The following is a 24,441-nucleotide window of genomic DNA, read 5'->3' on the forward strand; positions in this document are numbered from 1 at the left end:
GCCTGATCTATGAGTTCCATGACTACTGCCATCATTCTGGCTGCCGGTATGGGAACACGCATGAAGTCCCGGTATCCCAAGGCCATGCAGCGTCTGGGAAACCGCCCCATGATCTGGCATCTGATCGAAACAGCCCGGCAGGTCGTGGACCGCATTGTGGTCGTCATCGGCCCGGGAATGGATGATCTGGCCCGGCAGGTATCTCCCCACACAACTGTCATCCAGCATGAACGTCTAGGTACGGGACACGCCGCAAAAACAGGCGTGGATGGGTTGGAAGAGGGACGGGCTGTCATACTTTATGCTGATAACCCACTCCTGACAGCCGATACCATGCAGCGCCTGCTGGATGCCCAGGGAGAACAGGAGAACGTACTGTCCCTGTTGGGAATGCGCCCTGCTGTGCCCGGGCATTATGGGCGGATTGTGACAGGCCCCGATGGGCAGGTGGAACGGATCGTCGAGTTCAAGGATGCTTCCGATGCCGAAAGGCGCATTACACTCTGCAATGCAGGCATGATGTGTGCTGAGGTTGCGCAGCTGAAAGACTGGTTGAGCCGCATCACCCCCGAAAATGCCCAGAACGAGTATTATCTGACGGATATCGTCGCTCTCGCAGCCCGGCAAGGACGAGTAAGCTGCGTCGAGGGGACGGAGGACGAGCTGGCCGGCATCAACTCCCGGGCCGAGCTGGCAGAGGCCGAAGCACGGCTCCAACAGCGTCTGCGCCAGAAAGCATTGCAACAGGGCGCCACCCTAATTGATCCATCCAGCGTCTTTTTCGACCCTGATACCATCATTTCTGCCGATGTGGTGATCGAACCCAACGTGTTCATTGGGCCTGGCGTCACTCTCGAAGAAGGTTGCGTAATCCGTGCCTTTTCACATCTGGAAGGATGTGTTGTGAAGCAGGGCGTCGTGATTGGCCCTTATGCCCGGCTGCGTCCTGGCACTGTCTGCCATGAAGGCAGCCACGTCGGCAATTTCGTGGAACTCAAAAACACGACTCTGGGGGCCGGAAGCAAGGCAAATCATCTCAGCTATCTGGGGGACAGCCAGATAGGTGCGGGGAGCAATATTGGCGCTGGCAGCATAACCTGCAATTATGATGGCGTCTTCAAACACGGAACCGTTATTGGGGAAGGCTGCTTCATAGGGTCCAATACCATCATGGTGGCCCCCATCCAGATTGGCGATGATGCCATGACAGCGGCAGGCAGTGTCATCACGCAGGACGTTCCCGCCGAGGCCCTTGCATTCGGGCGGACACGGCAGGACAATAAGGCAGGCAAGGGGAAGGCTCTCCAGCAGGCACTGCGGAAGAAGAAGGAACAGGGCTGATGTGTGGTATTTGTGGCGTCGTCGGACACCGTCCTGCTACTCCGATCGTATTTGAAGGGCTCCGTCGGCTGGAATATCGCGGTTATGATTCTTCCGGCATTGCGACCGTGGAGCATGGTCGGCTCGCACGTTGCCGGGCTGCCGGAAAGCTGGATAATCTGGCCAAGGCTCTGGAGGAAACACCCCTTTCCGGTACCACAGGTATTGGCCATACCCGTTGGGCAACCCACGGAGCACCAACCACCAACAATGCCCACCCGCACAGGGTCGGAAAAGTGGCGATTGTTCATAACGGTATTATCGAGAATTTTTCAGACCTGAAGAAAACCCTTGAAGCCGGGGGGCGTACCTTCGAGACTGAAACGGATTCAGAAGCCGTTGCCCATCTGCTGGATGAGCATATCCAGAACGGTCTGCCTCCCAAGGAAGCTGCTTTTGCAACCATCCGTCAGCTCCAGGGTGCTTATGCCATTGCCATGATCTTTGAGGGACATGACAATCTCCTCATCGGGGCCCGTCATGGCGCTCCTCTGGCTATTGGCTACGGCGAAGGGGAAATGTTCCTCGGGTCGGACAGTCTCGCCCTGGCACCGCTCTCCAGCCAGATATCCTATCTTGAAGATGGGGACTGGTGCGTGCTGACGCGGGAGCATGTCGAGATTCTGGACGGGCAGGGCAGGGCTGTTGAGCGGCCGATCCAGACAGCCTCCCTGACAACAGGGCAGATTGGCAAGGATGGGTACCGGCATTTCATGGAGAAGGAACTCCATGAACATCCCGTAGCCATTGGCCAGACGCTCCAGCGCATCATCGACCCTGTCACACGCCGCATTGCTCTGCCAGACATGCCATTTGATGCCAGTACGCTGTCCCGTGCTACGATCACGGCCTGCGGTTCAGCTTTTTATGCTGGCATGGTCGGCCGCTACTGGCTTGAAGAGCTGGCCCGGCTGCCGGTTGATATTGATGTGGCCTCCGAGCTGCGCTACCGGAACCCGCCACAGCCTGACAAGGGGCTGGCACTGCTCATATCCCAGTCCGGTGAAACAGCCGATACACTCGGGGTGCTGAGGGAGCTCAAGACGGCTGGGCAGAGCATCGTCTCCATCCTGAACGTGGAACATTCCACCATGGGCCGGGAGAGTGATCTGGTTCTGGGCATGGTAGCCGGACCAGAAATATCAGTTGCCTCCACCAAGGCATTTACGGCCCAGCTTGCCGTGCTTGCTGCCCTGACCATCGATTTTGCCCGCCAGCGCAACCTGCTGGATGAAAAACGGGAACGGGAGCTGACAGACAACCTGCTGGACCTTCCATCCCATGCCATGGAAGTTCTGGGCCTGTTTGACCAGATACGCACCATGGCACGGGTGATTGCCCAGGCCAGGGACGTCCTCTATCTGGGACGTGGAATCTGCATGCCTGTTGCCCAGGAAGGGGCGCTGAAGCTCAAGGAAATCAGCTACATCCATGCAGAAGCCTATGCCGCTGGAGAGTTGAAACATGGTCCCATCAGCCTGATCGACCCCAGTGTTCCTGTCGTGGCGATCGCACCTTCCACCATCCTGTTTGACAAAACACTTTCCAACCTTCAAGAAGCCCGGGCCCGTGGGGGACGCATTCTTGTCTTTACCGATGACAAGGGGGCTGAACGACTGAAAGACATTGCAGAACACATGGTCATCCTGCCGGATGTCAGTGCCTTCGTGGCGCCCATCCTCTACACCATTCCGGTACAGATTCTGGCCTACGAAGTTGCCCTGCTGAAAGGTACGGACGTGGACCAGCCCCGCAATCTGGCCAAGTCCGTTACCGTGGAGTAACGACGACGCCCCGTTAATGCTTCAGAAAGGTGGAAAGCAGGTAATAACCCCCTGCAAGGCTTGCCTGACAGGGGTTTTGCGCTTACTCTCCGGGCAGCGTGATCAGAGGGTGAAAAAAGGGGATATCAGATGGAAATAGGGCTGGCAGCTGTACTTCTGACCCTGGTTTTCCTCCTTTTTCTCATCAGCTTCATTCCGCCCCTGGCCAAGAAGATCAACCTGCCTGAAACGGTCATCATTGCCGTATTGGGGATAGGGCTGGGGGCAGCGTCCTCTCTCGTCAACAATTCCATGGGGCTGGACCTGCTGGAAGGACCGGCAGGGGCTCTCCTGTCATTCCCCATCAGCAGTGAGGGCTTCCTGCTCATCTTCCTGCCACTCCTGGTCTTTCAGGGGGCCATGGGGATCAATGTCCGCAGTCTGACCCATGAAATCGCCACGGTGCTGCTACTGGCCATCGTGGCTGTCATTGTCTCCACAGCGACTATTGGCTTTGCCCTCTATCCCTTTGCACAGCAGAGCCTCGTTGCCTGCCTCCTGCTGGGGGCCATCGTGGCCACGACAGATCCTTCTGCCGTGGCCAGCATTTTCCGTGAGATCGGCGCAGCGGCCCGCCTAAGCCGCCTTGTGGAAGGGGAAGCCCTGCTGAACGATGCAGCGGCCATTGCCATTTTCACCATCCTGGTATCGGCCATCACCGCCCATCACCAGATCAGTTTCAGTGAAGCCTGCATAGATTTTCTGACCAACTTTGCCGGAGCCGTCATCATCGGTGTGTCAGTCGCCCGACTGGCCCTCATCATGATTACTGCCATCAGCGGATTCCCCGCAGCTGAGATCACACTCTCCCTCGTGCTGCCCTATGGGGTTTACATCCTCTGTGACGATATCCTCGGGTTTTCCGGTGTGGTCGCCACGGCCTCTGCCGGTCTGACCATTTCAGCTTTTGGTCCATCCACCTTCCGTCCCCAAACGTGGCGCTTTCTCCGGGAATTGTGGGAGCAGATCGAGTTCTGGGCCAGTACGCTCGTCTTCATGCTAGCGGCCATGCTTGTCCCCCGTATGATGATCGGCATGACGAAGTGGGACCTTCTGCTGATCTTCATTGCCAGTCTGGCAGGGCTGATCGCCAGAGCAGCCGTCATCTTCGGCCTCCTTCCTCTCCTGATCCTCACCAGACTGTCGCCACCTGTTCCATTACGCTTCAAGACCACCATGGCCTGGGGTGGCCTGCGTGGCGCCATCACGCTGGCGCTGGCACTTGCTGTCAATGAAAACCCGCACATCAACGATTCCATCACCCATTTTGTCGGGATCGTAGCTACCGGATTTGTACTGACCACACTTCTCATCAATGGCACGACGCTACGCTCTCTGGTTCTTTTCCTGAAGCTCGACAGGCTGTCCCCCATTGATGAAGCCCTGCGAAACCAGATCATCGGTATCGGTCTCAGCCATGTGGCTCAGCGTGTGGCCCATGTGTCTGATGAACTCAGTTTTGGTGCCCGGACACGGGGCGGGGTCATCAGCCGGCTTGAACAGCGTGCCGAAAAGGAAAAAGCCAGCAACAATTTTGAGACAGCACTGACCGACAAAGATCGCGTCAACATGGCCCTGCTGACCATTGCCAACCAGGAGCGGACCCTGCTGCTGGACCTTTTCCGGGTTCAGGGAATGTCCAGCCGTCGGGTGATCGAGACCCTGCTGCGCGCTACAGAGGCCATCGTGGATGCCACCCAGCTGGAGGGACGGTATGGCTACGTCAAGACACGCCGCAAGAGTCTTCAGCCTTCATGGCGTCTCCGCCTGGCACAGATGCTGCACAGGCGCTTTCATATTGATCGCCCGCTGACCGCCTGCATGATGGAGCGTTTTGAAACGCTGATCATTTCCCATCTGGTTTCCACATCCCTGATACGCTTTGTCCGGGAACGCATGGAACCCACTCTGGGACTCCGTATTACGGAAATCGTGTCTGAAGTGCTGGGACGGCAGCGCAAACTGCTGGATGATGCCCTGGCAACACTGAGGCTGCATTATTCCGGCTATTCAGAAGCGCTGGAGGGACGTCTGTTGCGCCAGATAGCCCTTCGTCTGGAAGATGAAGAATATGCCACTCTGGCAAAGGACAACCTCATCTCGCAGGAACTGCATCGGGAGCTTCATAAGTCGATCGAACGACAGAGGAATCGGCTGGACACGCCGTTACGCTTCAACCTGCGCAGTGGCATTGAGCAGCGTCTGAGGTCTTTCCCTGCCTTCAACGGGGTTCCAGATGCAGCCCTTCATGAACTGGCGGGCCGGGTCTTCATCTGTTTCCTCTCGCCAGGGGAGATACTGATCCGCAAAGGCGAGCGCATCCGCACGATCTATGCGCAGGTGGCAGGTCTTGTAGAAACATCCACCAGCACGGAAACCCAGGAAGTCATGCTGGGAGCAGGGGACCTGATTGGCGCCAACAGCCATATTCAGGGACAGAGAGCGCATAATACGGTCCGCTCCCTGCAATTTTCCCACATGCTGGCCATTCCAAAAGCTGATTTTGACAGGCTTCTGCAAACCTTTCCCATCGTGAAGCGTCAGATCATGAAGCGGCATGACATGAGGCTGAAGGGCTCTCTCGGAGCCAACGTGGTCATTACCAGAGAAGGCAACACCATCTCTCCAGCCCATGAAGCCGGTTTCATCATTTCGCCTATCGTGGAAAAACGCTGACTTTTTCAGCCGTGGGAAGAACCTGCCAGAAACAGGCGACTGCCAATCCTGCTGGAGGCCATCAGGCCGAGCGTAGACAGGAAAGCAGCGCCTGAATGAAGCGACCAGAAAAGCGCATCAGGGATCTGGTGCAGCATCCCTGCCAGCTTGCCGACTATCAGGTTTCCCAGAAAAATATGCAATGTAAAGCAGGAAATCAGTGTCGTACTGTGCCGTGCAGGTGCATAACGGGAGAAGAGGGCCATTCCGATAGGAAAAGTCATCCCGCAGCCAATGTCATTGACGGTATGGAAGGCCACACCCCACCAGAGGCTGATCTGATGAGGGGCGGGGCAGACATATTCTCCTGCGATCAGGAATAACGGCCCAGCTGTCGCAATGGCGCTACCAATGATGATCTTTGTCATGTCATGTACGGGGCGGCCACGGCGGTGATCATACCAGCGCCAGAACCACAGGACCAGAAATCCCGTAATCATGCTGATGACGCTATCCAATGAAACCAGCGTACTGACGGGACACGTAATGCCCATGACAGTCAGGCGATAATGATCACTGCCCCAGAGAAGATAACCATCCATGATTTCCTGATTGGGAAGAACTCCAAGGGCAAACAGGCCTACCAGCCAGAGCAGAAAGACAATCCGTTTCTTTTCCACCACCGTGCAACCGACTGGCCGGATATCCTTGCCAACAGCAAAGGAGGCCGTTTCTTCTGGGAGATAGCGACACCCCATGAGATAACCAGCCAGCCCCATCATCATCGCACAAGCTGTTGCCATGAAAGCCCAACGCCAGGCAATGGTTCCCAGAAAGGCGCAGAGAAGGGGAGAGATGATGGCCATGATCTGTATGCTCTGGCTGTAAAGCTGATAAGCATCAGAACGTCTACGGTCTTCCAACGTATATAGCGCTCCAACCTGCGCCTTCAGGCTGCCGGACAAAGCAACACCTGCCAAAAAGAGCCACAGGGCCAGAACAAAACAGCTTTCCGCCATCATGAGGGTAAAACTGACTGTCAGCAGACTGATGCCAATGACAGCAGAACGCGTCCGGCCAAGGCCGTGATCTGCCATGAAACTTCCCACAAATGGAGCTGCAAATATGACTGCCATGATAAGGCCCGAAAGACTCCCAGCTGTGGCGTCCAGACCACTGGGAGCGTACAGGCTATCATTGATGGACAGAAGGGACGGTAGGCCCAGAATATGCCGGGCCCGGTCTGTGTGCTGCAGGATGTCCTTCAGATACACCACCAATATGGAAAGCATCCCGTATTGGGCAAAGGAGAGCCAGCCTTCCGTCCAGAACAGAACCCACAAACCTTTGGGATGCCCAAGAAATTCAGTCTTCGGGTTTTTATATCTGGCTGGAAGGATATCAAATAATCTGTCAGTCATGGGTTGTCTTATAGCAGCGACAGAAATCTTGTGGGAGTTCCCTTCACAAAAGAAAATCGCATAATAAAGATTATGCAAACTCATATATGTTAAAACCAACCAGATAATCTAACGGCCAGCCATACATACCAGCAAATTCAACGTATCAAACATCCATGACGCCACAATCATATGACCTCACAGAACCCCATGGCAATGTGCATCCCATGCTGCGACCATATGGTGCATTGGGCTGATCCAGCCCATACCATTACCCAGTTCTGTTCTTGGCCATCAACAGATCAGAAACTGACAGACAATTACCGGCACGAACCATTATAAAAACGATCAAACCTGTAGCCCAGAGACGTCAGCACCTCATAACCGATCGTACCCACACATTCGGCCATCGTAGCAATATCCTGCTGCGGCCCGATGAGTGTCAGCCATACACCCTCCCGGGCAACCTCATCCGGCAACTCCGTAACATCAACGGAAAGACTATCCATGGAAATCCGCCCGAGAACAGGCAGACGTCTATCTCCCCACCACAAGGCACCATCCCGGGCAAAAGAACGGAAGATGCCATCGGCATAGCCAATACCAACAGTCGCCACACGCCTGGGCCGCTCTGCACGATAGGTCAGGCCATACCCGATACTCCCCCCTGCCTCGACAGTCCTGACCTGCAATATCTGAGCCTCAAGCCCAATGGCTGGCACGAGTGGGCAGCTCTCCCCATGCGGCGGAATGCCATAAAGCGCAATACCGGGGCGAACCATCTCGAAATGATAGTCAGCTCCCAGGAAAATGCCGGAAGAAGCCGCCAATGACCGAGGCACATCGGGAAAAACTGCACTCATGGCCAGAAAACGCTGAAGCTGCTCCCTGTTGGCAGGGTCATCCGGCTGGTCAGCACAGGCCAGATGGCTCATGACGAGAACCGGCTTCAACCCTCTCAGAACCTCGGCGCGAAGGTCATCTTTCGAAACCCCGAAACGGGACATGCCCGTGTCGAACTGAAGAGCCGCCGGATAATCCTGTCCCTCCCCATGACAGAAAGCCCGCCACTGCCTTACCTGCTCCAGACTGTTCAGAACCGGGATCAGACCATGCTCCACCATCGTTCCCGGCTGCCCTGTCAGGAAGCCATGCAGCACGAAAATCCTCTTGTCCGGCAGCAGTCTCCGCAGCTGGCATCCTTCCTCCGGCTGGGCCACAAAAAAGGTCTGGACCCTGTCAGCAAGACTGGAGGCAATCTCCCGCACACCCAGCCCATAAGCATCAGCCTTGACCACAGCAGCACATTCCGCACCCCGTACGCACTCCGCCAACCACGCATGGTTCCTCCTGATAGCGGCAAGATCCACCGTCAGACGGGCACTTGTCTGCTTGCAGAAATGCATCTCTCTGGCCTCTCATTCTCATGCTGTCCAAGATCAGGCGCCCTGATCTTACAGGAAATATCTTCCTTAGAAATTATTATTTAATGATAAAATCCCATACCGTTTTTTCCCTGTTTTCCGGGCTTTTCTCCCAGTTTTCAGGAAGGAAGACAAAGCCTCCCGCCAGAGGGCAGCAATTTTGTCGGTGAAAATCATGACATATGCTTGAGGCAGAGGGGTGTTCTGTATTAGAGACAGGGCACAGCATTACTGCTCTGCGGGCGCAGAGTGGTCTTTACCCTATGAACAGGGGTCAAGTTTTTTTGATTTCGCAGGGGCCTCAGGATGTTCAGTCCGATGGTCCAAACGGAGCTAGTCCAGGTTTGACCGAGGCCAATCAGAAACCCACTCCCACACTCTCCATCACCCCGAGCCGCTCCGGCATCGAGCGCCGCTATGGAGACTTCCCCAGCTTCCCCGCTGCCCTTGACTACGCAGCACAGGGGGCCAGTGGCTTCAATATCTATTCTGGACGGGGAACCCTGCTGGAAGTCCTCCCCTACAGCAAGCTGCGACAGCAGGCCCATGCCATGGCCCGCCGCCTGCTCGGCCTTGGACTGGAGCCGGGAGACAGGGTGGCCATTGTTGCGGAAAGTGACGGTGATTTCGCCCGCATTTTCTTCGGTTGCCAGTATGCCGGTCTCGTCCCCGCCCCCCTGCCCCTCCCTGTCGCTTTTGGTGGCAAGGAAGGGTACATCGAGACACTGCGTGGCATGATCACAAGTGCGGATGCCAGAGCCGTTGTCGTCCCCAAGGTCATCGGTGACTGGACAGCCGATATCGTCGCTGGTTTTTCCCTTCTCTTTGGCGGGTCCCCGGCTGAACTGACAGCCTGTGAGGAAAAGGATATTCCGCTGCCGGAAATCAGTGAGGATGCTCTCTCCTACCTCCAGTTTTCATCGGGCAGCACTCGCTTTCCCATGGGCATCAGTGTGACGCAGAAAGCCGGAATGGCCAATGCTCACGCCATTGCCCGTCATGGTCTCCAAGTCTATCCCAGCTCTGATGAGCGGGATGACCGTTGCGTCTCATGGCTGCCGCTTTATCATGACATGGGGCTTGTCGGTTTTTTCCTGACGCCCATGACCTGCCAGCTTTCTGTCGATCTCCTGCCCACACGGGAGTTTGCACGCCGTCCGCATATCTGGCTGGAGCTGATTGCCCGCAACAAGGCAACCATGTCCTACAGTCCTTCCTTTGGCTACGAGCTCTGCGCCCGCCGTGGCGCCCGGGAGGATATTGATCTTTCCTCATGGCGTGTGGCCGGCATCGGCGGTGACATGATCCGCCCGCACATCATCCACAATTTCGCCGAGACTTTTGCCAAACGTGGCTTTGATGAAAAGGCCTTCGTCGCCAGCTATGGCATGGCCGAAACAACTCTGGCCATCAGCTTTGCCCCGCTCAACACCGGGCTGCGTACAGATACGGTCGACCTCTCCATCATGGAACGGGAAGATTATGCGCAGCCGGCTGAGAAAGGTACCGATACGGCACGTGACTTCGTGCTGTGTGGCGTCTGCCTGCCCGGACATCAGATCGAAGTGCGTGACGGTTCCGGCAAGGCACTGAAGGAACGTCAGGTTGGCACCGTCCATGTCCGCGGCCCCAGCCTGATGAAAGGCTATTTCAACCGCCCGGACGAAACGGCAAAGGCCTTCTCCGGGGATGGGTGGCTGAATACTGGCGATATCGGCTACATGCTTGATAACCAGATCGTCATTACCGGGCGTGCCAAGGATCTCATCATCATCAATGCCCGAAACATCTGGCCGCAGGACCTGGAATGGGCCGCAGAGCATGAAGTCGACTCTCTCCGTTCCCGTGATGTCGCCGTCTTCTCGGTTGAAGATGGCCAGGGAGAGCGGGTTGTGGCGCTTGTCCAGTGTCGCTACACGGAAGAAGAACCCCGTAGCAGACTGAAAGAAGAACTGGTTGCCCTGTTCCGCCGTCTACATGGTATTGATGTGGATGTGGTGCTGGTGCCGCCACGGTCTCTGCCCCAGACCTCATCGGGAAAGTTGACCCGGGCTCGTGCCAGGGCCATGTACCTCAACAAGGAATTCGCCTGAGAGCTGAAGAGGCCATTCCCAAATATGAGAAGGAAGGTCATGCTGGTCTTCCTTCTTCGCTTGGTCACAAAGGGACAAGACATGACAGACAGTGTTGCTGATATCTCTCACATGATTCTCCAGAAACTTCTGGAAAACCCGAAAGTGCCACGCGACATTTCCGAAGACAGTCGGATCGTGGAAGACTTGGCCTTCGACAGTCTCGCCGTCATGAATTTTGTGATGGAGATTGAGGATATGCTTGATGTCTCCGTCCCTCTCGACAAGCTTGCAGACATCCGTACCATAAAAGATCTCGCTTCCTGTCTGCATACCATCAAGGCAGAACAGGCATGAGCGCTGGCATTTTTGACAAATACGCCACTCTGAAGGGAAATTACGACTCCCTCATGGCTGCAAGCCCGAGGAATCCTTTTGGCGTCGTGATAGAGCGCCCTCTTTCCGCTACGGTCGGTATCATCGAGGGGCGGGAAACCCTTCTCTTCGGTACCAACAATTACCTTGGTCTCAGCCAATCCACCGCAGCACGGGATGCAGCCATCCATACGGCCAAAACCATGGGCGTGGGCACTACAGGCTCCCGCATTGCCAATGGTACGTTCGGACTGCATCAGCAGTTGGAAAAGGCTCTAACGTCCGTTTTCAGAAAAAAACACGCCATGGTGTTCTCGACAGGATACCAGGCCAATCTGGGGACGATTTCAGCCCTCGTGAACAAGGATGACATCCTTTTTCTCGATGCTGACAGCCATGCTTCCATCTATGATGGAGCCCGCCTTTCTGGGGCACAGGTCATCCGCTTCCGGCACAATGACCCGGCGGACCTGGAGAAGCGTGTCGCCAGAACAGCCAAAACGACCGGGGCCCGCCTGATCATCGCTGAAGGCATCTACTCCATGACGGGGAACATCGCTCCCCTCAAGGAGTTCGTCGAGGTCAAGAAGCGCCACAACATTCCCCTGATGGTAGATGAGGCCCATTCTTTTGGTGTGCTGGGCGAGCATGGCCGTGGCGTTGCAGAAATGCAGGGCTGTGAGGACGATATCGACTTTATCGTCGGAACGTTCTCCAAATCTCTCGGGACGGTCGGGGGATATTGCGTAACGGATCATGATGAAATTGATCTCATGCGCCTCTGCTCCCGCCCCTACATGTTCACAGCCTCGCTGCCACCTGAAATCATCGCAGCAACCCTGGCGGCTCTCGAGGAAATCCAGAACCGTCCTGATCTGCGCCAGAAACTGCAAGATAATGCAGCCCGACTGCATCAGGGATTCAAGTCTGTCGGACTGAACACGAGCAACTTCGTCTCCCCGGTCATTGCCGTCACGCTGGAAGATATTCCGCAGGCCATTACCTTCTGGAACGCACTCCTTGATGCCGGAGTCTATGTCAATCTCTCCCTGCCTCCGGCAACGCCGGACAACAGGCCGTTGCTGCGCTGCTCTGTCATGGCGGCACATTCTGCTGCCGAAATTGACCGGGCCGTAGAGACATTCGGCACCATCGCCAAGGAACTGAAGCTGGTCTGATCCCGCCCGACAGGCCGAAGCCCCCAAAGCAGGATCATGATTCCGCTTTGGGGGCTTTTCTTTTGATAAGCATCCCCATCAGGCCGTTGTCATGATCTCCCTGACCGGAGATGCCGGGCCCGCCAAAGAAAAAGCGGCAGGGTCAAAATAGGGTGCCTTTTCTCAAAAACCGATACGTGGATCGTCTGTCCCGTGTGCCTCTGTATTTTCCACAGCAGGTAGCTCACCCCATCCCTGAACGTAAACGCTGCCTTGATGAGACGTGCCACGTTCAACGGCTTCCCAAAGGCTTTCACCCTTCCCCAGTCCCGTGTTGCCTTGTCTCTCGCTGAAGCCGTAAGCTGGGGAAGCAGAACGTCTCCCTGCGCAGCATAGCTCAGGGAGGCCTGCCTCCAGGCTGCTTTCAGCAGGATTTCGTATCGCTCTTCTCTTCCTGCCAGAAGGTTGTGGCTGCGTCCCTTCTTTTCCACACGCAGCTCGGCAGCGTAGGTATGGGCAAACAGATCGTGCCAGTATACGTCCGCCCTGCCCTGCTCAGGTCCCAGCAAGGCCGCCCAGCAGGATGCCGTAACCACACATTGGCTAATGGCCTGTAAAAGACGATCAGCACTTCCAGCATCACGTACCCAGACCAGACGCACCGGCTGGCAGAAGCGGGCCCATATGGTCGTATCCACTGTAAAAAGCGTACTGCGCCCGAGAAACTGCGCTATGGACAGAAAGGCAACTTTTGCCCGTATGGTCCGCCCCTCTACCTCATGTTCCATGTAATAGACATTGGGGGGAAGAAGACGATTGGCCATACGGGCCAAGGCATGTCCACCCAGACTTTCCGGCCGGTCTGTGATGACATAGAAATCAACGATCCCCTCGGGATCAACCTTGCGGAGAACCGATCCATAAAATAGGACACCGAGCGGCGGCCTGCGCAGCCGGCTGGCAACAGCCTCTGCAAACTGGGCGAGCTCTCCAGCTACGGGCGTTGTCAGCTCATTGATGAGCGTCTTCCTGATGATGTCAGACATGGACAAACCGAAAGGCCGGTCCTTCTTCCAGTTTCAGGCGGCCACCGGCAGAAACTGGAAAGACCTCACCATCCAGAACAAAATCACTGTCTGTTTCAAGCTGCATCGCCCGGGCAGTAGCGCTCGTGTAATCCTTGTGTGCCCGCAGCCATTCCGGTGCCCGCCCCCTCAGAAGGTTGAAACAGGCCTTCGGCAACGCCTCAGGAAACGCATGGACATCAAGAAAATGGAACCCGTCCCTACTGGTATCTTCATTCCAGAATGGCCAGATGCCATGAGACAGTTTTTCCAGCGCTGTCGTCATGAAAAGGAAGCTGCGCCCCTCCCTGCCTGGCACAGGCAATCCCGTTCCCTCTGCCGACCAGGAGAGCCTGTCCCCATTCATCCAGGAATGGCGGCTGCGACGGAAAAGAAGGCTCGCCATGCTGCTGAAGAGCGTAAAGAAAACAGCAAGATCATGCGGAGCAAATTTCAGGACATTCGGCGAATGAGCGATACGGACAGCTCTGGCATATCCCGTACAGCCACCAAACATGCCCAGTACCGAAGGCCGTTCTCCATCCGGCCAGGACAATCTTATGGGCGTCCTAATACAGCTTTTCAGCCCTTCAGGGCGCAACAGACGATCAATGGCGGCCTCGCCATGCAGGCCGAACCCGACATCACCGGCTATGAGATTGGTATTGCCGGAAGGCAGAATGGCCACGGACGGCAGGGGACAGTCATGATAGACAGAAGCAATCGCTGTCAGACAGGCACTGACCGTACCATCCCCCCCACTGATGGCAATCAGATCCACACCCCGGCTTTTCAGTTCAGTCAGATGCGCAGGGAGATGGCTGTCATTTAGAGCAGATACGCAGAAATCCCCCATTTTTTGCCGTGCCATTCGCACGAACTGCCCTTTGTCCTGAGCATTTTTGCGGCTGTTGGGGTTATGTATCAGGGCCGATTGTACGACATTCATCAATTTCTGCATCTATCCACCACGCATCCGCCCAGAAACATAAAAAAGCCAGGCTATTTCATACGCTGGCCGAACCCCTTTAACATGGCTATGCTAAGGGGGCCAGCAAGGAGTTTTTCTCCTGAGAGATCACCCGCCCCTTCATGGATATGGTGCAACAATGCTTTCCGACCCGTCCGCCACTGCATCTTCCCGGCGTGACCTTTCTGTCTGTCTGGCCCATATGTCAGACCCGCATCTGCCTCCCCCCACCATCGCATGGTCTGCCTTCCTCAACAAACGTCTGCTCAGCCGCATTCTCTGGGTCAGCAGACGGAAGCATGTCCTGCTGCCATCCGTCACAGCCGAGCTGCTCGAAAACATCGCCTCCCACAAGGAACTTTCTGCCCTGCTCATCAGCGGCGACATAACAAATTTCGGCACGAAGGAAGAATATCGTCAGGCGGCTGCCTGGCTGTCCACCTTGCCTCTCACTCCCGTCGTCGTGCCAGGCAACCATGACTTCATGGCGCCCATTTCTTACAGGAACAGCCTGGCACAGTGGGAAACGTGGTCCGACAGTGCCTTTCCTTTTGTCCGTTTTTTCGGAAGGGTCGCCGTCATCGGGCTCAACTCCGCCCTGCCAACCCCTCCTTTTACCGCCTACGGACGCATCGACAGGAAACAGCGCCAAAAACTGGCAAGCCTGCTTGCGAAATTGGGTGAAGAAGGATACTGCCGGGTTGTCATGCTTCATCATCCCCCTCGCAAAAAGCTGCTGCCTTTCAGGAAATCCCTGATCAACACGCCAGCCCTGTCCAGCCTCCTGCGTCGCCATGGAGCAGAACTGGTCCTGCACGGACACTCTCACGATGCAACCATAACCACCGTCGAGGGGACAGACATACCCCTTCTGGGGGTCGGCGCTGCGGCCATGAACAGCCAGAATCCCGAGCGCAGGGCCTCATGGAACCATCTTACCTTTACCCCGCATGAAGAAGGATGGCAGATCAGGCTCATCCGCCGAGACCACACGGGGCACCCCTTTTCCCACATGGAATGGTTCTCCAGCATTTCGGCAAGGCAGCCTGCATGTTGATACGAAGTACCCTGCCAACACTGGATCGCTACCTGCTGAAGCAGCTGATTCCCCCCTTTACGATTGCATTGGGGACGATGCTTGTTGCCCTGCTGCTGGAGCGACTGCTGACGCTGTTCAACCATCTGGCCAGCAGCGGCAGCTCCATTGCCACACTGATCACGCTTCTCAGCGATCTCCTGCCCCATTATATGGGACTGGCGCTACCGGCTGCCCTCTGCATCGCAATCTTCATGACCGTCAACCGGATGAGCGATCACAACGAGATTGACGTGCTGTGTGCCGGCCATATTTCCCTGCTGCGCATCAGCCAGCCTTACATCAAGGTCGGGGCCATATTGGCCACCCTCAGCCTGCTCCTGTACGGCTACATTCAACCGATTGCCCGATATGACTACCGGGAAGGATTCTATTTCGCCAAACATACGGGCTGGGCACCCCACCTTCAGTCTGGCATGTTCGCCTCAACATCTTCCACCACCATGCTGACAGCAGACCGTGTCGACCATGGTGGGGCCCGTCTGAAAAACATCTTCATCCGCAATCTGAAGGATAATGGGAAAGCTGAGCTCATCACGGCTCCCAGAGGGCTGCTGACCATTTCTGAGCGGGACCAGGCCACCCAGCTCGACCTCTGGGATGGGCAGGTCATTCACGTCAACACACCAGATGTGCCTGACGACCATGCTACCGTTACCCATTTTGAACATATAGCCCGTGTCATCGAACGCAGCAAAAGCCGAAAAGCTTTTCGATCCCGTGGTGATGATGAACGGGAAATGACCACACCCGAGCTGTTCCAGGCCCTCCGCCACGGCTCCCCACGCATTTCCTACATCGTGCTCCGCTCCGAAATGGATTTCCGTCTGGCACGGGCCATCAGCATCATGTTCATTCCACTGCTTGCCATCGCTTTCGCCATCGGGCGCAAGCGTCGCCGATCCGTGGTCGGGCAGATCATGCTCGCCATCATTCTGGTCGGCTTCAATGAGGTTCTCCTTTTTGGGCACAGCATGGCCACAAATGGAAAAGCCTCCGTCTGGCTGACGATCTGGGTTCCCGAATTCCTCTTCTGCATTGGCTGCACAGCAGCCCTGCTGGCACGCTCCCAGGTCTCCTGGCGTCACAGAAAACCGGTACTCCTGAACAGGACGTCACCATGAGAGTCCTGCCCTCCAATCCCACCCTGCTTCAGGTCTTTCTCAAGCCGCTTCTGACAAAGATTCTCCTATGCTGTGGCGTGCTGACAGCCCTGCTCGAGATTCTTGCCCTGCTGGATGATGCCTCCACCATTCTGGACAGGCATCTGGGGATTAGTGGCCTGTTCCGATACATAGGCCTGCACCTGCCAACACTCATCGTTGAAATCATGCCCCTCTCGGTCATGATCGGGGGCCTGTTCACGCTGCTTCAGATGGCACTCTCCAGCGAGATTGCCGTGCTGCGGGCAGCCGGGCTCTCTACCCTCAACATGTTCCGCTACCTTCTGCCCATTCCACTCCTGCTTGGCGTCATCTGCATGGCCGTGCAACTATGGGTCATTCCCCCCTGTGAGCAGGAACTCAACCGCTGGTGGAACGAAGGCGCAACGCAGGCCAATGCCACTGACGATCTACACAGCCTGTGGTTCCGCCTCGGAACAGACATCATCCATGTTGAAACCATCAGCCATGGTGGAAGAAACCTTTCCAAGGTCATCTTCTACCGTCGTCAGGCCGAGAACGGAAACCTGACCGCAGCCCAGTATTATGAAAATCTGGTCCATGAAGGAGGACACTGGGTCAACCATGGCATCGCTAGGCAGCTGACCGTTTCCAACGAACAGACACAGGTTCAGCTGAGCAGCGAACCGCCCCCTCCCACCCTGACGGCATCCCCGCAGGAGATCATCAACATGACATTGCAGGGCGTGTATTATACCCCGCATCAGTTCTGGAAAATTTTCTCGGGAAAAGTGCCATCCAATTTACCTAGGTCAAATTATCTGATGGCATTATATGCTACACTGATGCTGCCGGTGCAGATGGCGGTGATGCTTCTCATCACTCTGCCCATCACCTACATTCCGCCGCGTGCGGGATTGCGGAACCCGTTGCCGGTGTACGTGATGGCGGCTGGTCTGGGAGTGGTCATTCTACAGGGCATGATTTCGGCTCTGGGAAATTCAGGTTCCCTTCCCATATTAATCGCTATAAGTTCGGGCCAGATCGTGGCAGCCCTGTTTGGTCTGGCATGGATACTGCGGATGGAGGAAAAATGAGTACGTTCAAACAATTTTTCCAGGGCACGACTCTCATGCAGAAAGGCAGGAGTTATGATCTGGGAAAAATGAATCTTTCGCAGTTATGGGCGGCTTACCTTACCTATCCGACAATCCTGCTCTATTTTGCCCTGATTATCGGTACGGCCATACTTAGCCTGTATCTGCGTCACAGCTGGTGGGGAGTCCTCATCCCCATTCCCGTCATTGTCGCTGTCTATCCGACAGCCTGGTACATCATCCACCGTTACATCCTGCACGGACGCTGGTTCTACCGGAACCCCATCACAGCCTCCATGTGGAAGCGTATCCATTTTGACCACCACCAGGATCCCCATCTGCTCGAAGTCCTGTTCGGCTCTCCTCTGAACACAGTTCCGACCATGATGGTCATCACCATGCCCATAGGCTGGCTGATTGGCGGCTGGGGTGGAGCTTTTTCAGCACTCTCCACAGCGCTGGTCATGACCTGCATCTATGAATTTTTCCACTGCATCCAGCATCTGGCCTACAAACCCCGCTGGCAGTGGGTGGTGTACATCAAGCAGCTCCATGTCCTGCACCATTTTCACGATGAAGATGGCAATTACGGCATCACCAACTATCTGCCAGATCGCCTGATGGGTACCTTTTACCGGGCCGCCAAGGAACGCCCCCGCAGCCCGTATGTCTTCAATCTGGGCTACACGGTCGAAGAGGCAGAGCGTTATCCTTGGGTCATGCGGCGGACAGGTGCCCCTCCCCGTGACCGGCCGGACCCTGCCCGTGCTCCCAAGAACGAAGAACTTTCCAAGAGCGCATGAACATTCCAGTCCTGATACTGGCCGGGTCGCGTGACGGCGAGCGTGACCCTCTGGCCCGCATGGGGCAGGTATCTCACAAAGCATTGCTACCCATTGCAAACAGCCCCATGATTGAGCGTGTTCTCCATACGCTTGAACAGGTTCCTGAAATCGGGCCAATATGGGTCAGTATCGAACAGCCCGGTCTATTGAGCCATTTGGGGGATCGCATCACTCTTTTGCGGTCTGCCCCCTCTCCAAGCGAAAGTGTTGCCCAGGCACTCGACGCCATCGGCACGCCCTGCCTCGTCACGACGGCAGACCATGCTCTGCTCCGCCCGGAGTGGGTCAGGGAATTCATCGAAAAGAGTCGGACAGCCAATGTCGACCTGACGGCCGGTGTCGCCTTGAAGGAGACAATCCTGCGGGACGTACCCCAGACCAAGCGGACCTACATCCGCTTGGCAGATATTCAGTTTTCAGGCTGCAATCTCTTCTGGCTGGCTACTCCACAGGCGAAAGCCGTAGTTGCGCTCTGGCAGCGTCTTCAGCGTTACCGGAAACAGCCTCTGCGCATGGCCATGATTCTGGGGCTGCCGACCATTCTGCGTACCCTTACGCGCACGCTCAGTTCCCGCAGGCTTGAAGAACGCATACATGCCCTTACGGGCGCCAGAATACGACTTATCCCTCTCTCTGACGGCCGGGCTGCTGTCGATGTTGACAAACCCGCTGACGCAGCTCTCGCAGAGCAGTTGCTGGGTCACCCCTGACATTTCCCTTCATGCCGCCCCATTCTGACAACGGCATGAAGAGAAACACGATCTTACTTCAAAATCTGTCTCTTGATATTGAAGAGAAGAGGTCCCAGTCCGCGGCGTATTTTCTTGAAATCCGCCAGCGTTACATCTCCAGCGGCAGAAAGAGTATGCATGCCGTCTGGATAGTCCCTGATTTCCGGCAGATGCACTGGGACGGAATCTCCCCCGCAAATTGACGGCCTTCCCTTACCAAAGCCACTGATCCGAAGCAGACGGATGCCACCGCCATATGTCTCCGAACAATCCTGCACTGGCAGGAACACTTCATCGCCCTCAACAAACGGCGTCCCTCCCGGACGGGCACCGCTGCGGTCAATCAGAAAATGCCCCATATCGCACCATGGGCCTGTCAGCTCTTCTGCAAGAGCAATGTGCAATGTGCTCTGCCGTGCCTGTTTAGGGGCAGGTGGTGTCCAGAACAGCCACCAGCGTCCAGCATAATGAAGTGGGGTGGCGTCAATCGCTCCAATGGGGAAGTCGAACATGGGCACACGCTGCCACTCATAGGGAAAGGATGTTGCCTTGTAGAGTGTCAGACGCCCGGACTTGTAGGCCTCCGGCAGCATGTAGGTCACTCCCTCGTGCCGGAACACATAGGGATAAGAGAGATGCCAATCCTCACTCAGGACACAGCGACGCTCCTGCAGGGCGAAGGACTCATCGTAAATGAGAACCTCAATGACACCCTTGGCCTGGCTGTAATCATAATACTCAGCAAAAACATGCAAGCGTCCCCCGTCCCACAGACCAAAAGGATCTGCAAGAAACCCATCCTTTCCACAGGACGGCAGGAACGTCATATCTATGTCGTCCAGACTGTTCTGCCGGATAACCTGCTCAAAAGGAGCATGAAGAATGGCCGAACGCCAATAGTCCATTTTAAACAGCTTCATCTCTTATCATCCTACGGATACATGCTCATAAAATCATCTTCCACCATACAGAGCTGCCCTCTCCAGTGGAAGAGCTACTGTTCCTCTGGAATGGCTGACAGCCGGAGCATCTTCCTGTACTTTTCTGCCCCAGAGACGTCGCAGCTGCCATATTCAAGGATTCATGAATGCCCATCACATACGATACGGATACCGCCATCGACATCCGCTTTCATGCGGCCTGTTCCATCATCAAGGAAGCTGCGGCCCTGGCCCTGAACATGCAGCCTGCCCCCGGTAAGCCAGCCGCTGATCTCAAGGGCCATCAGGACTACGTGACTGAAGCAGACAGGACCGTGGAACAGTTTGTCACGGCCCGTCTGAGAGCCCTCTTCCCCGAGGATGCCTTTCTGGGAGAAGAGCATGGTGGCAGCTCATCCGGACTCTTCCGATGGGTCATAGACCCTATTGATGGCACATCCAATTATGCCAGAGGCCGTAATCGCTGGTGCATTTCTCTAGGCCTCATGCACCGGAATGTCCCGGTGGCAGGTATCATAGAAGCTCCAGCCATCCGGGAAAGCTTTACGGCAAGAAAGGGGAAAGGCGCCTTCCTCAATGGAGCCCCCATCAAGGCATCAACAACCGACAAGATGAGTGAAGCCATGGTGGAAATTGGCTGGTCACCCTATGTTCCCGAAGGCTGGTACCCCGAAAAGATGCAGGCCCTTTTGCACAAGGGGGTCATGCCACGGTCGCTGGGGTCTGGCGCCCTCGCTCTGGCTGACGTTGCCTGTGGTCGCTCGGATGGTTATCACGAATACGTCATCTTCCTCTGGGATGTTGCTGCGGCCCTGGTCCTTCTTGATGAAGCTGGAGCCCACGTGTCACCTTTCCTGAAAATGGGCGGCCTGACGCAGCGTACGACCATCCTCGCCTGTGCCCCGCTGGTTGCGGCAACCCTCTCGAAGACACTAGGCGTTACACTAGATTAAGTTTATAGTTCCAACGTGCATCCGTTTTCAGCCTACAGAGAGGTTTCCGATGTCCAAGTCATTTTCCTACATCTCACGGACTGTTTCCATTGCTGCGGGTGTTGGCATGCTCGCCATGAGCGCCTGCGCCGGTGACGCAGCCGCTGCCAAGATTTCCAAACAGCAGGTTCTCGTAAACAAGGCTACATTCGCCGTGCAGTCCGCTCTGCTTGACTCCAAAGTCAAGGAAAAGACGGCCCATGTACTTGGCGAGACAAAAGCCGTCGTGATCTGTCCCGACGTCACGAAGATGTCTCTCATCGTTGGTGGTACCGGTGGGCGTTGCGTCCTGCTGGCCCGTGGTGCCAACAATTCCTGGTCTGACCCGGCTTTCTATAACCTGAGCGCAGGCTCCTTTGGTCTTCAGGCTGGTTATCAGCACAGCCAGCTTTTCTTCTTCATCACGTCCCAGAAAGCACTCCTGAACCTGATGGATCACGAGTTCAGCTTTGACGCCAGTGCCGATGCTGCTTTTGGCAATGACAGCAGCAGCACGCAGAACACCCCCAAGGAAGTCTATGCCATGCAGAAGATGAAGGGGGTTTTTGCTGGTGTGTCCCTCGGCAGCAGCAAGCTGAAACCCGATAGTGAGGCGAACCGTTCCTATTACCATCAGGTCGTCGGGCCGGAAGACATCGTTGTGCGGATGCAGGTCAACAACAAGTCAGCCGATGCGCTGCGTCGTGTCGTCATGAAGGCCTTCAACCAGTAAGATTGAGGCAGATCATACGGTCTTCTCACAGATGGGGGCATTATCCAGAAGTGGATAATGCCCCTTCTTCTTTTCAGGTATCCCGCTGCACAGGAAAAATTACTGGGCTGCCGCTTTTTTCATACGGCGATAGGCACGGACGTTATCCGTCTGTTCGGCAAGGGTATGGGCAAAATTATGCCCCCCATGTCCTGTTGCGACAAAATACAGCGCATTACCCGAAGCGGGATGGGCTGCTGCCTCCAACGACTCACGACCGGGCGAACAGATAGGCCCCGGAGGCAGACCCGGATGAAGATAACTGTTGTAGGGGCTTTCTGTCTGCAGGTCCTCATGCGTCAAGGGGCGAGGCAGCACCCCATCTCCATCGCTCAACCCATAAATGACAGTCGGATCTGTCTGAAGCTTCATTCCCTGTTTCAGACGGTTCAGGAAGACCCGGGCGATCTGTGGTCTCTCCTCTGCCAAAGACGTCTCCCTTTCCACAAGCGAAGCCAGAATCAGAAGCTGTTCTGGTGTGGTTATGACACCCTGCAAGGCTGCTTGATCCCGCTGATCCCAGATCGCCTGAAGCGTCTTACCCATCAATTCTGTCATGTGATGCAGAAGTGCCTGTCGCTCCATGCCCCAGACATAAAAGAACGTCTGAGGTGCCACCTGCCCCTCCCCTATGGTGGGAAGGTCTCCTTGCAACGCAGGTGCCTGCATCAGTAATGTCCTGATGCGCTTTGCTGTCAGGCCCTCCGCTACGGTCAAACTGTGCGTGACAGGATGCCCATGACGGAGAATCTCAAGACTGTGAGCCATGGACACCCGCTCTGGAAACTTCAGTTCCGCTGCGTGAATCGCTCCCTGTGAGCGGGTGGCATACATGGCTACCTTGAAGAACAGGGAAGACACACCACCCCGTGCCAGAATCCCATTTTCCTGAAGGGCTTCAATGACCCGACCAGTGCCCCCCTTTGGGATGACAACCACACGCTCTGTCTGTAAAGGCCCCGGGTCTGTGTAATGGCCATACCCGGCGAAAACGGTTCCACCAGCAGCGGCCAGCAGCAAAGCAAAGACCCGTCCTTTTGTCAGGAGACGGAAACGCTTCCTGGCCCTGCTTCCACTCTCTTCTTCAGGCCCCTGTTTTCTGGAAGTGTCTGATGCAGGTTCCTGTGCCATCGTTTCAGTCTCCAGCGTCGAAAATCTGCATCAGACAGTCAGATCAGCCCCTGAACCGCTTCAGAACAAGGCTGGCGTTGGTCCCACCAAAGCCAAAGCTGTTGGAAAGAGCAACATCCACCTGCTGCTCTTTCGCCTTGTGAGGGATACGGTCCATGGCGCTCTCACTGGACGGTTCATCCAGATTGAGCGTAGGAGGCAGGATACCATCACGCATGGCCTGAAGGCAGAAAATGGCCTCCACGGCGCCAGCGGCACCCAGCAGATGCCCGATCGCCGACTTTGTGGACGACATGCTCGTACCAGCAGCTGCATCACCAAACAGGCGCTCTACAGCCCCGAGTTCCAGATCATCCGCCATTGTGGAGGTCCCATGAGCATTGACATAGCCAATCTCGGCAGGGCTGACCCGGGCATCCTTCAGGGCAGCCTGCATGGCACGGAAGGCCCCTTCATGATTCTCCGCCGGAGCGGTGATGTGATAGGCATCCCCCGAAAGACCATACCCAACGACTTCGCCATAAATCTTGGCACCACGACGCTTTGCATGTTCGTACTCTTCCAGCACTACCACGCCGGCACCCTCACCCATGACAAACCCGTCACGCTGCCTGTCCCACGGGCGGGATGCTGTTGTCGGACTGTCATTGAAACTGGTCGAAAGGGCGCGGGCTGAACAGAAACCGGCAATACCGAGCTCGCAGATGGCCGACTCTGCGCCACCAGCAACCATTACCTTCGCATCGCCATGCTGGATCAGACGGGACGCATCACCGATCGCATGGGTACCGGACGCACAAGCGGTCACCACGGCATGATTCGGCCCCTTGAAACCATAACGGATGGACAAATGCCCCGCCGTGAGATTGATCAGCGATGAAGGAATAAAGAAAGGAGAAAGACGACGTGCCTTGCCTGCTGCCACAGCCAGCGAGTTGTCGTAGATCGTTTTCAGGCCGCCAATGCCAGAACCGATCATGACACCTGTTGCACAACGATCTTCCTCTGATTCCGGCTTCCAGCCTGAATCTTCCACAGCCTGGATACCCGCTGCCAGACCAAGATGGATGAACCGGTCCATCTTTTTCTGTTCCTTGACAGGCACCCAGTCGGAAAGGGTAAGTCCACCCTCTTCCGTTGGTCCGGCTGGGACTTCGCCTGCAATTCTCGCCGGAAGATCAGAAGCATCAAACTGTGTGATCGGACCAATGCCGGATTGAGAGTTGATAAGGCGCTTCCATGTCAGTTCTGCACCAACAGCCAACGGGCTGACTACGCCTATTCCCGTAACGACCACACGTTTTCTGTCCGTTCCAGAGCCGCTCATCGCCGCCTTACCTCACAATTCGTAAATACGCATAAAGCGAAACGGACTTGCTCCGCTTCGCTCTTTCAGAACGGAGCGGACTGATC

Annotated in this window: 20 protein-coding genes; 13 read left to right on the forward strand and 7 right to left on the reverse strand. The window is 55.9% G+C overall.

Annotation, left to right across the window (positions count from 1 at the left end; all coding sequences use genetic code 11):
• The first annotated feature begins 9 nt into the window (after positions 1-9).
• From glmU to CPA54_RS03095, 3 genes are all read left to right on the forward strand, one after another.
• Positions 10-1,341: a bifunctional UDP-N-acetylglucosamine diphosphorylase/glucosamine-1-phosphate N-acetyltransferase GlmU gene (gene glmU, locus CPA54_RS03085; RefSeq protein ID WP_249085513.1), complete on the forward strand. Its 1,332-nt coding sequence runs from the start codon at positions 10-12 to the stop codon at positions 1,339-1,341.
• Positions 1,341-3,164, forward strand: coding sequence for a glutamine--fructose-6-phosphate transaminase (isomerizing) (glmS, locus tag CPA54_RS03090; RefSeq protein WP_154981436.1), 1,824 nt, complete (start codon positions 1,341-1,343; stop codon positions 3,162-3,164). The genes glmU and glmS overlap by 1 nt, the downstream gene beginning before the upstream one ends.
• A gap of 129 nt (positions 3,165-3,293) precedes the next feature.
• On the forward strand, positions 3,294-5,879 hold the full coding sequence (locus CPA54_RS03095; RefSeq protein ID WP_086431402.1) for a cation:proton antiporter: 2,586 nt from the start codon (positions 3,294-3,296) through the stop codon (positions 5,877-5,879).
• 5 nt (positions 5,880-5,884) lie between these two features.
• Here the strand turns inward: CPA54_RS03095 and CPA54_RS03100 are convergent, their stop codons facing one another.
• Together CPA54_RS03100 and alr are read right to left on the reverse strand one after the other, a co-directional pair.
• Positions 5,885-7,363: an MFS transporter gene (locus tag CPA54_RS03100; protein WP_349292451.1), complete on the reverse strand. Its 1,479-nt coding sequence runs from the start codon at positions 7,361-7,363 to the stop codon at positions 5,885-5,887.
• 215 nt (positions 7,364-7,578) lie between these two features.
• Complete coding sequence (gene alr, locus CPA54_RS03105; protein ID WP_249085514.1) at positions 7,579-8,664, reverse strand: alanine racemase; 1,086 nt, start codon at positions 8,662-8,664, stop codon at positions 7,579-7,581.
• A 362-nt stretch (positions 8,665-9,026) separates the two neighbouring features.
• Between alr and CPA54_RS03110 the strand changes: the two genes are divergently transcribed.
• The 3 genes from CPA54_RS03110 (at position 9,027) to spt (ending at position 12,307) form a co-directional block, all read left to right on the forward strand.
• On the forward strand, positions 9,027-10,775 hold the full coding sequence (locus CPA54_RS03110; RefSeq protein WP_043560091.1) for a fatty acyl-AMP ligase: 1,749 nt from the start codon (positions 9,027-9,029) through the stop codon (positions 10,773-10,775).
• 81 nt (positions 10,776-10,856) lie between these two features.
• On the forward strand, positions 10,857-11,111 hold the full coding sequence (locus CPA54_RS03115) for an acyl carrier protein (RefSeq protein ID WP_043561221.1): 255 nt from the start codon (positions 10,857-10,859) through the stop codon (positions 11,109-11,111).
• Positions 11,108-12,307, forward strand: a complete 1,200-nt coding sequence (spt, locus tag CPA54_RS03120) for a serine palmitoyltransferase (protein ID WP_043560089.1) — start codon at positions 11,108-11,110, stop codon at positions 12,305-12,307. Before CPA54_RS03115 ends, spt begins: the two co-directional genes overlap by 4 nt.
• An 89-nt stretch (positions 12,308-12,396) precedes the next feature.
• On the opposite strand, the gene CPA54_RS03125 is transcribed toward spt, so the two are convergent.
• Both CPA54_RS03125 and CPA54_RS03130 read right to left on the reverse strand, forming a co-directional pair.
• Positions 12,397-13,332, reverse strand: coding sequence for a hypothetical protein (locus CPA54_RS03125; RefSeq protein WP_154981671.1), 936 nt, complete (start codon positions 13,330-13,332; stop codon positions 12,397-12,399).
• Entirely contained in the window at positions 13,325-14,311 is a 987-nt protein-coding gene (locus CPA54_RS03130) for a diacylglycerol kinase family protein (RefSeq protein WP_248460666.1), read from the reverse strand. Before CPA54_RS03130 ends, CPA54_RS03125 begins: the two co-directional genes overlap by 8 nt.
• A gap of 211 nt (positions 14,312-14,522) precedes the next feature.
• On the opposite strand from CPA54_RS03130, the gene CPA54_RS03135 reads away from it, so the two are divergent.
• The 5 genes from CPA54_RS03135 to CPA54_RS03155 are packed head-to-tail and all read left to right on the forward strand — an operon-like array spanning position 14,523 to position 19,192.
• Positions 14,523-15,377, forward strand: a complete 855-nt coding sequence (locus CPA54_RS03135; protein ID WP_181005602.1) for a metallophosphoesterase — start codon at positions 14,523-14,525, stop codon at positions 15,375-15,377.
• Complete coding sequence (locus tag CPA54_RS03140; RefSeq protein WP_081563172.1) at positions 15,371-16,540, forward strand: LptF/LptG family permease; 1,170 nt, start codon at positions 15,371-15,373, stop codon at positions 16,538-16,540. Before CPA54_RS03135 ends, CPA54_RS03140 begins: the two co-directional genes overlap by 7 nt.
• A complete protein-coding gene (locus CPA54_RS03145; RefSeq protein WP_052349056.1) occupies positions 16,537-17,637 on the forward strand; it encodes an LptF/LptG family permease in 1,101 nt (366 codons plus the stop codon). Before CPA54_RS03140 ends, CPA54_RS03145 begins: the two co-directional genes overlap by 4 nt.
• The gene (locus CPA54_RS03150) at positions 17,634-18,440 is read left to right on the forward strand and encodes a sterol desaturase family protein (RefSeq protein WP_043560082.1); all 807 of its coding nucleotides are present in this window, start codon (positions 17,634-17,636) and stop codon (positions 18,438-18,440) included. Before CPA54_RS03145 ends, CPA54_RS03150 begins: the two co-directional genes overlap by 4 nt.
• On the forward strand, positions 18,437-19,192 hold the full coding sequence (locus tag CPA54_RS03155; protein WP_249079604.1) for a nucleotidyltransferase family protein: 756 nt from the start codon (positions 18,437-18,439) through the stop codon (positions 19,190-19,192). The genes CPA54_RS03150 and CPA54_RS03155 overlap by 4 nt, the downstream gene beginning before the upstream one ends.
• A gap of 53 nt (positions 19,193-19,245) precedes the next feature.
• On the opposite strand, the gene CPA54_RS03160 is transcribed toward CPA54_RS03155, so the two are convergent.
• Positions 19,246-20,133 carry a hypothetical protein gene (locus CPA54_RS03160; protein ID WP_043560078.1) on the reverse strand — a complete coding sequence of 296 codons (888 nt, stop codon included), beginning with the start codon at positions 20,131-20,133 and terminating at the stop codon, positions 19,246-19,248.
• Between the two features lie 167 nt (positions 20,134-20,300).
• On the opposite strand from CPA54_RS03160, the gene CPA54_RS03165 reads away from it, so the two are divergent.
• Both CPA54_RS03165 and CPA54_RS03170 read left to right on the forward strand, forming a co-directional pair.
• A complete protein-coding gene (locus CPA54_RS03165; protein ID WP_249085515.1) occupies positions 20,301-21,107 on the forward strand; it encodes an inositol monophosphatase family protein in 807 nt (268 codons plus the stop codon).
• Between the two features lie 49 nt (positions 21,108-21,156).
• A complete protein-coding gene (locus CPA54_RS03170; protein ID WP_052349055.1) occupies positions 21,157-21,858 on the forward strand; it encodes a lipid-binding SYLF domain-containing protein in 702 nt (233 codons plus the stop codon).
• Positions 21,859-21,957: 99 nt separating this feature from the next.
• On the opposite strand, the gene mltG is transcribed toward CPA54_RS03170, so the two are convergent.
• Both mltG and fabF read right to left on the reverse strand, forming a co-directional pair.
• The gene (gene mltG / locus CPA54_RS03175; RefSeq protein WP_043560075.1) at positions 21,958-23,028 is read right to left on the reverse strand and encodes an endolytic transglycosylase MltG; all 1,071 of its coding nucleotides are present in this window, start codon (positions 23,026-23,028) and stop codon (positions 21,958-21,960) included.
• A 43-nt stretch (positions 23,029-23,071) separates the two neighbouring features.
• Positions 23,072-24,355, reverse strand: a complete 1,284-nt coding sequence (gene fabF / locus CPA54_RS03180; RefSeq protein ID WP_043560074.1) for a beta-ketoacyl-ACP synthase II — start codon at positions 24,353-24,355, stop codon at positions 23,072-23,074.
• Positions 24,356-24,441 lie beyond the last annotated feature (86 nt).

The sequence above is a fragment of the Parasaccharibacter sp. TMW2.1890 genome, assembly GCF_023337645.1.
Taxonomy (GTDB): domain Bacteria; phylum Pseudomonadota; class Alphaproteobacteria; order Acetobacterales; family Acetobacteraceae; genus Bombella; species Bombella apis.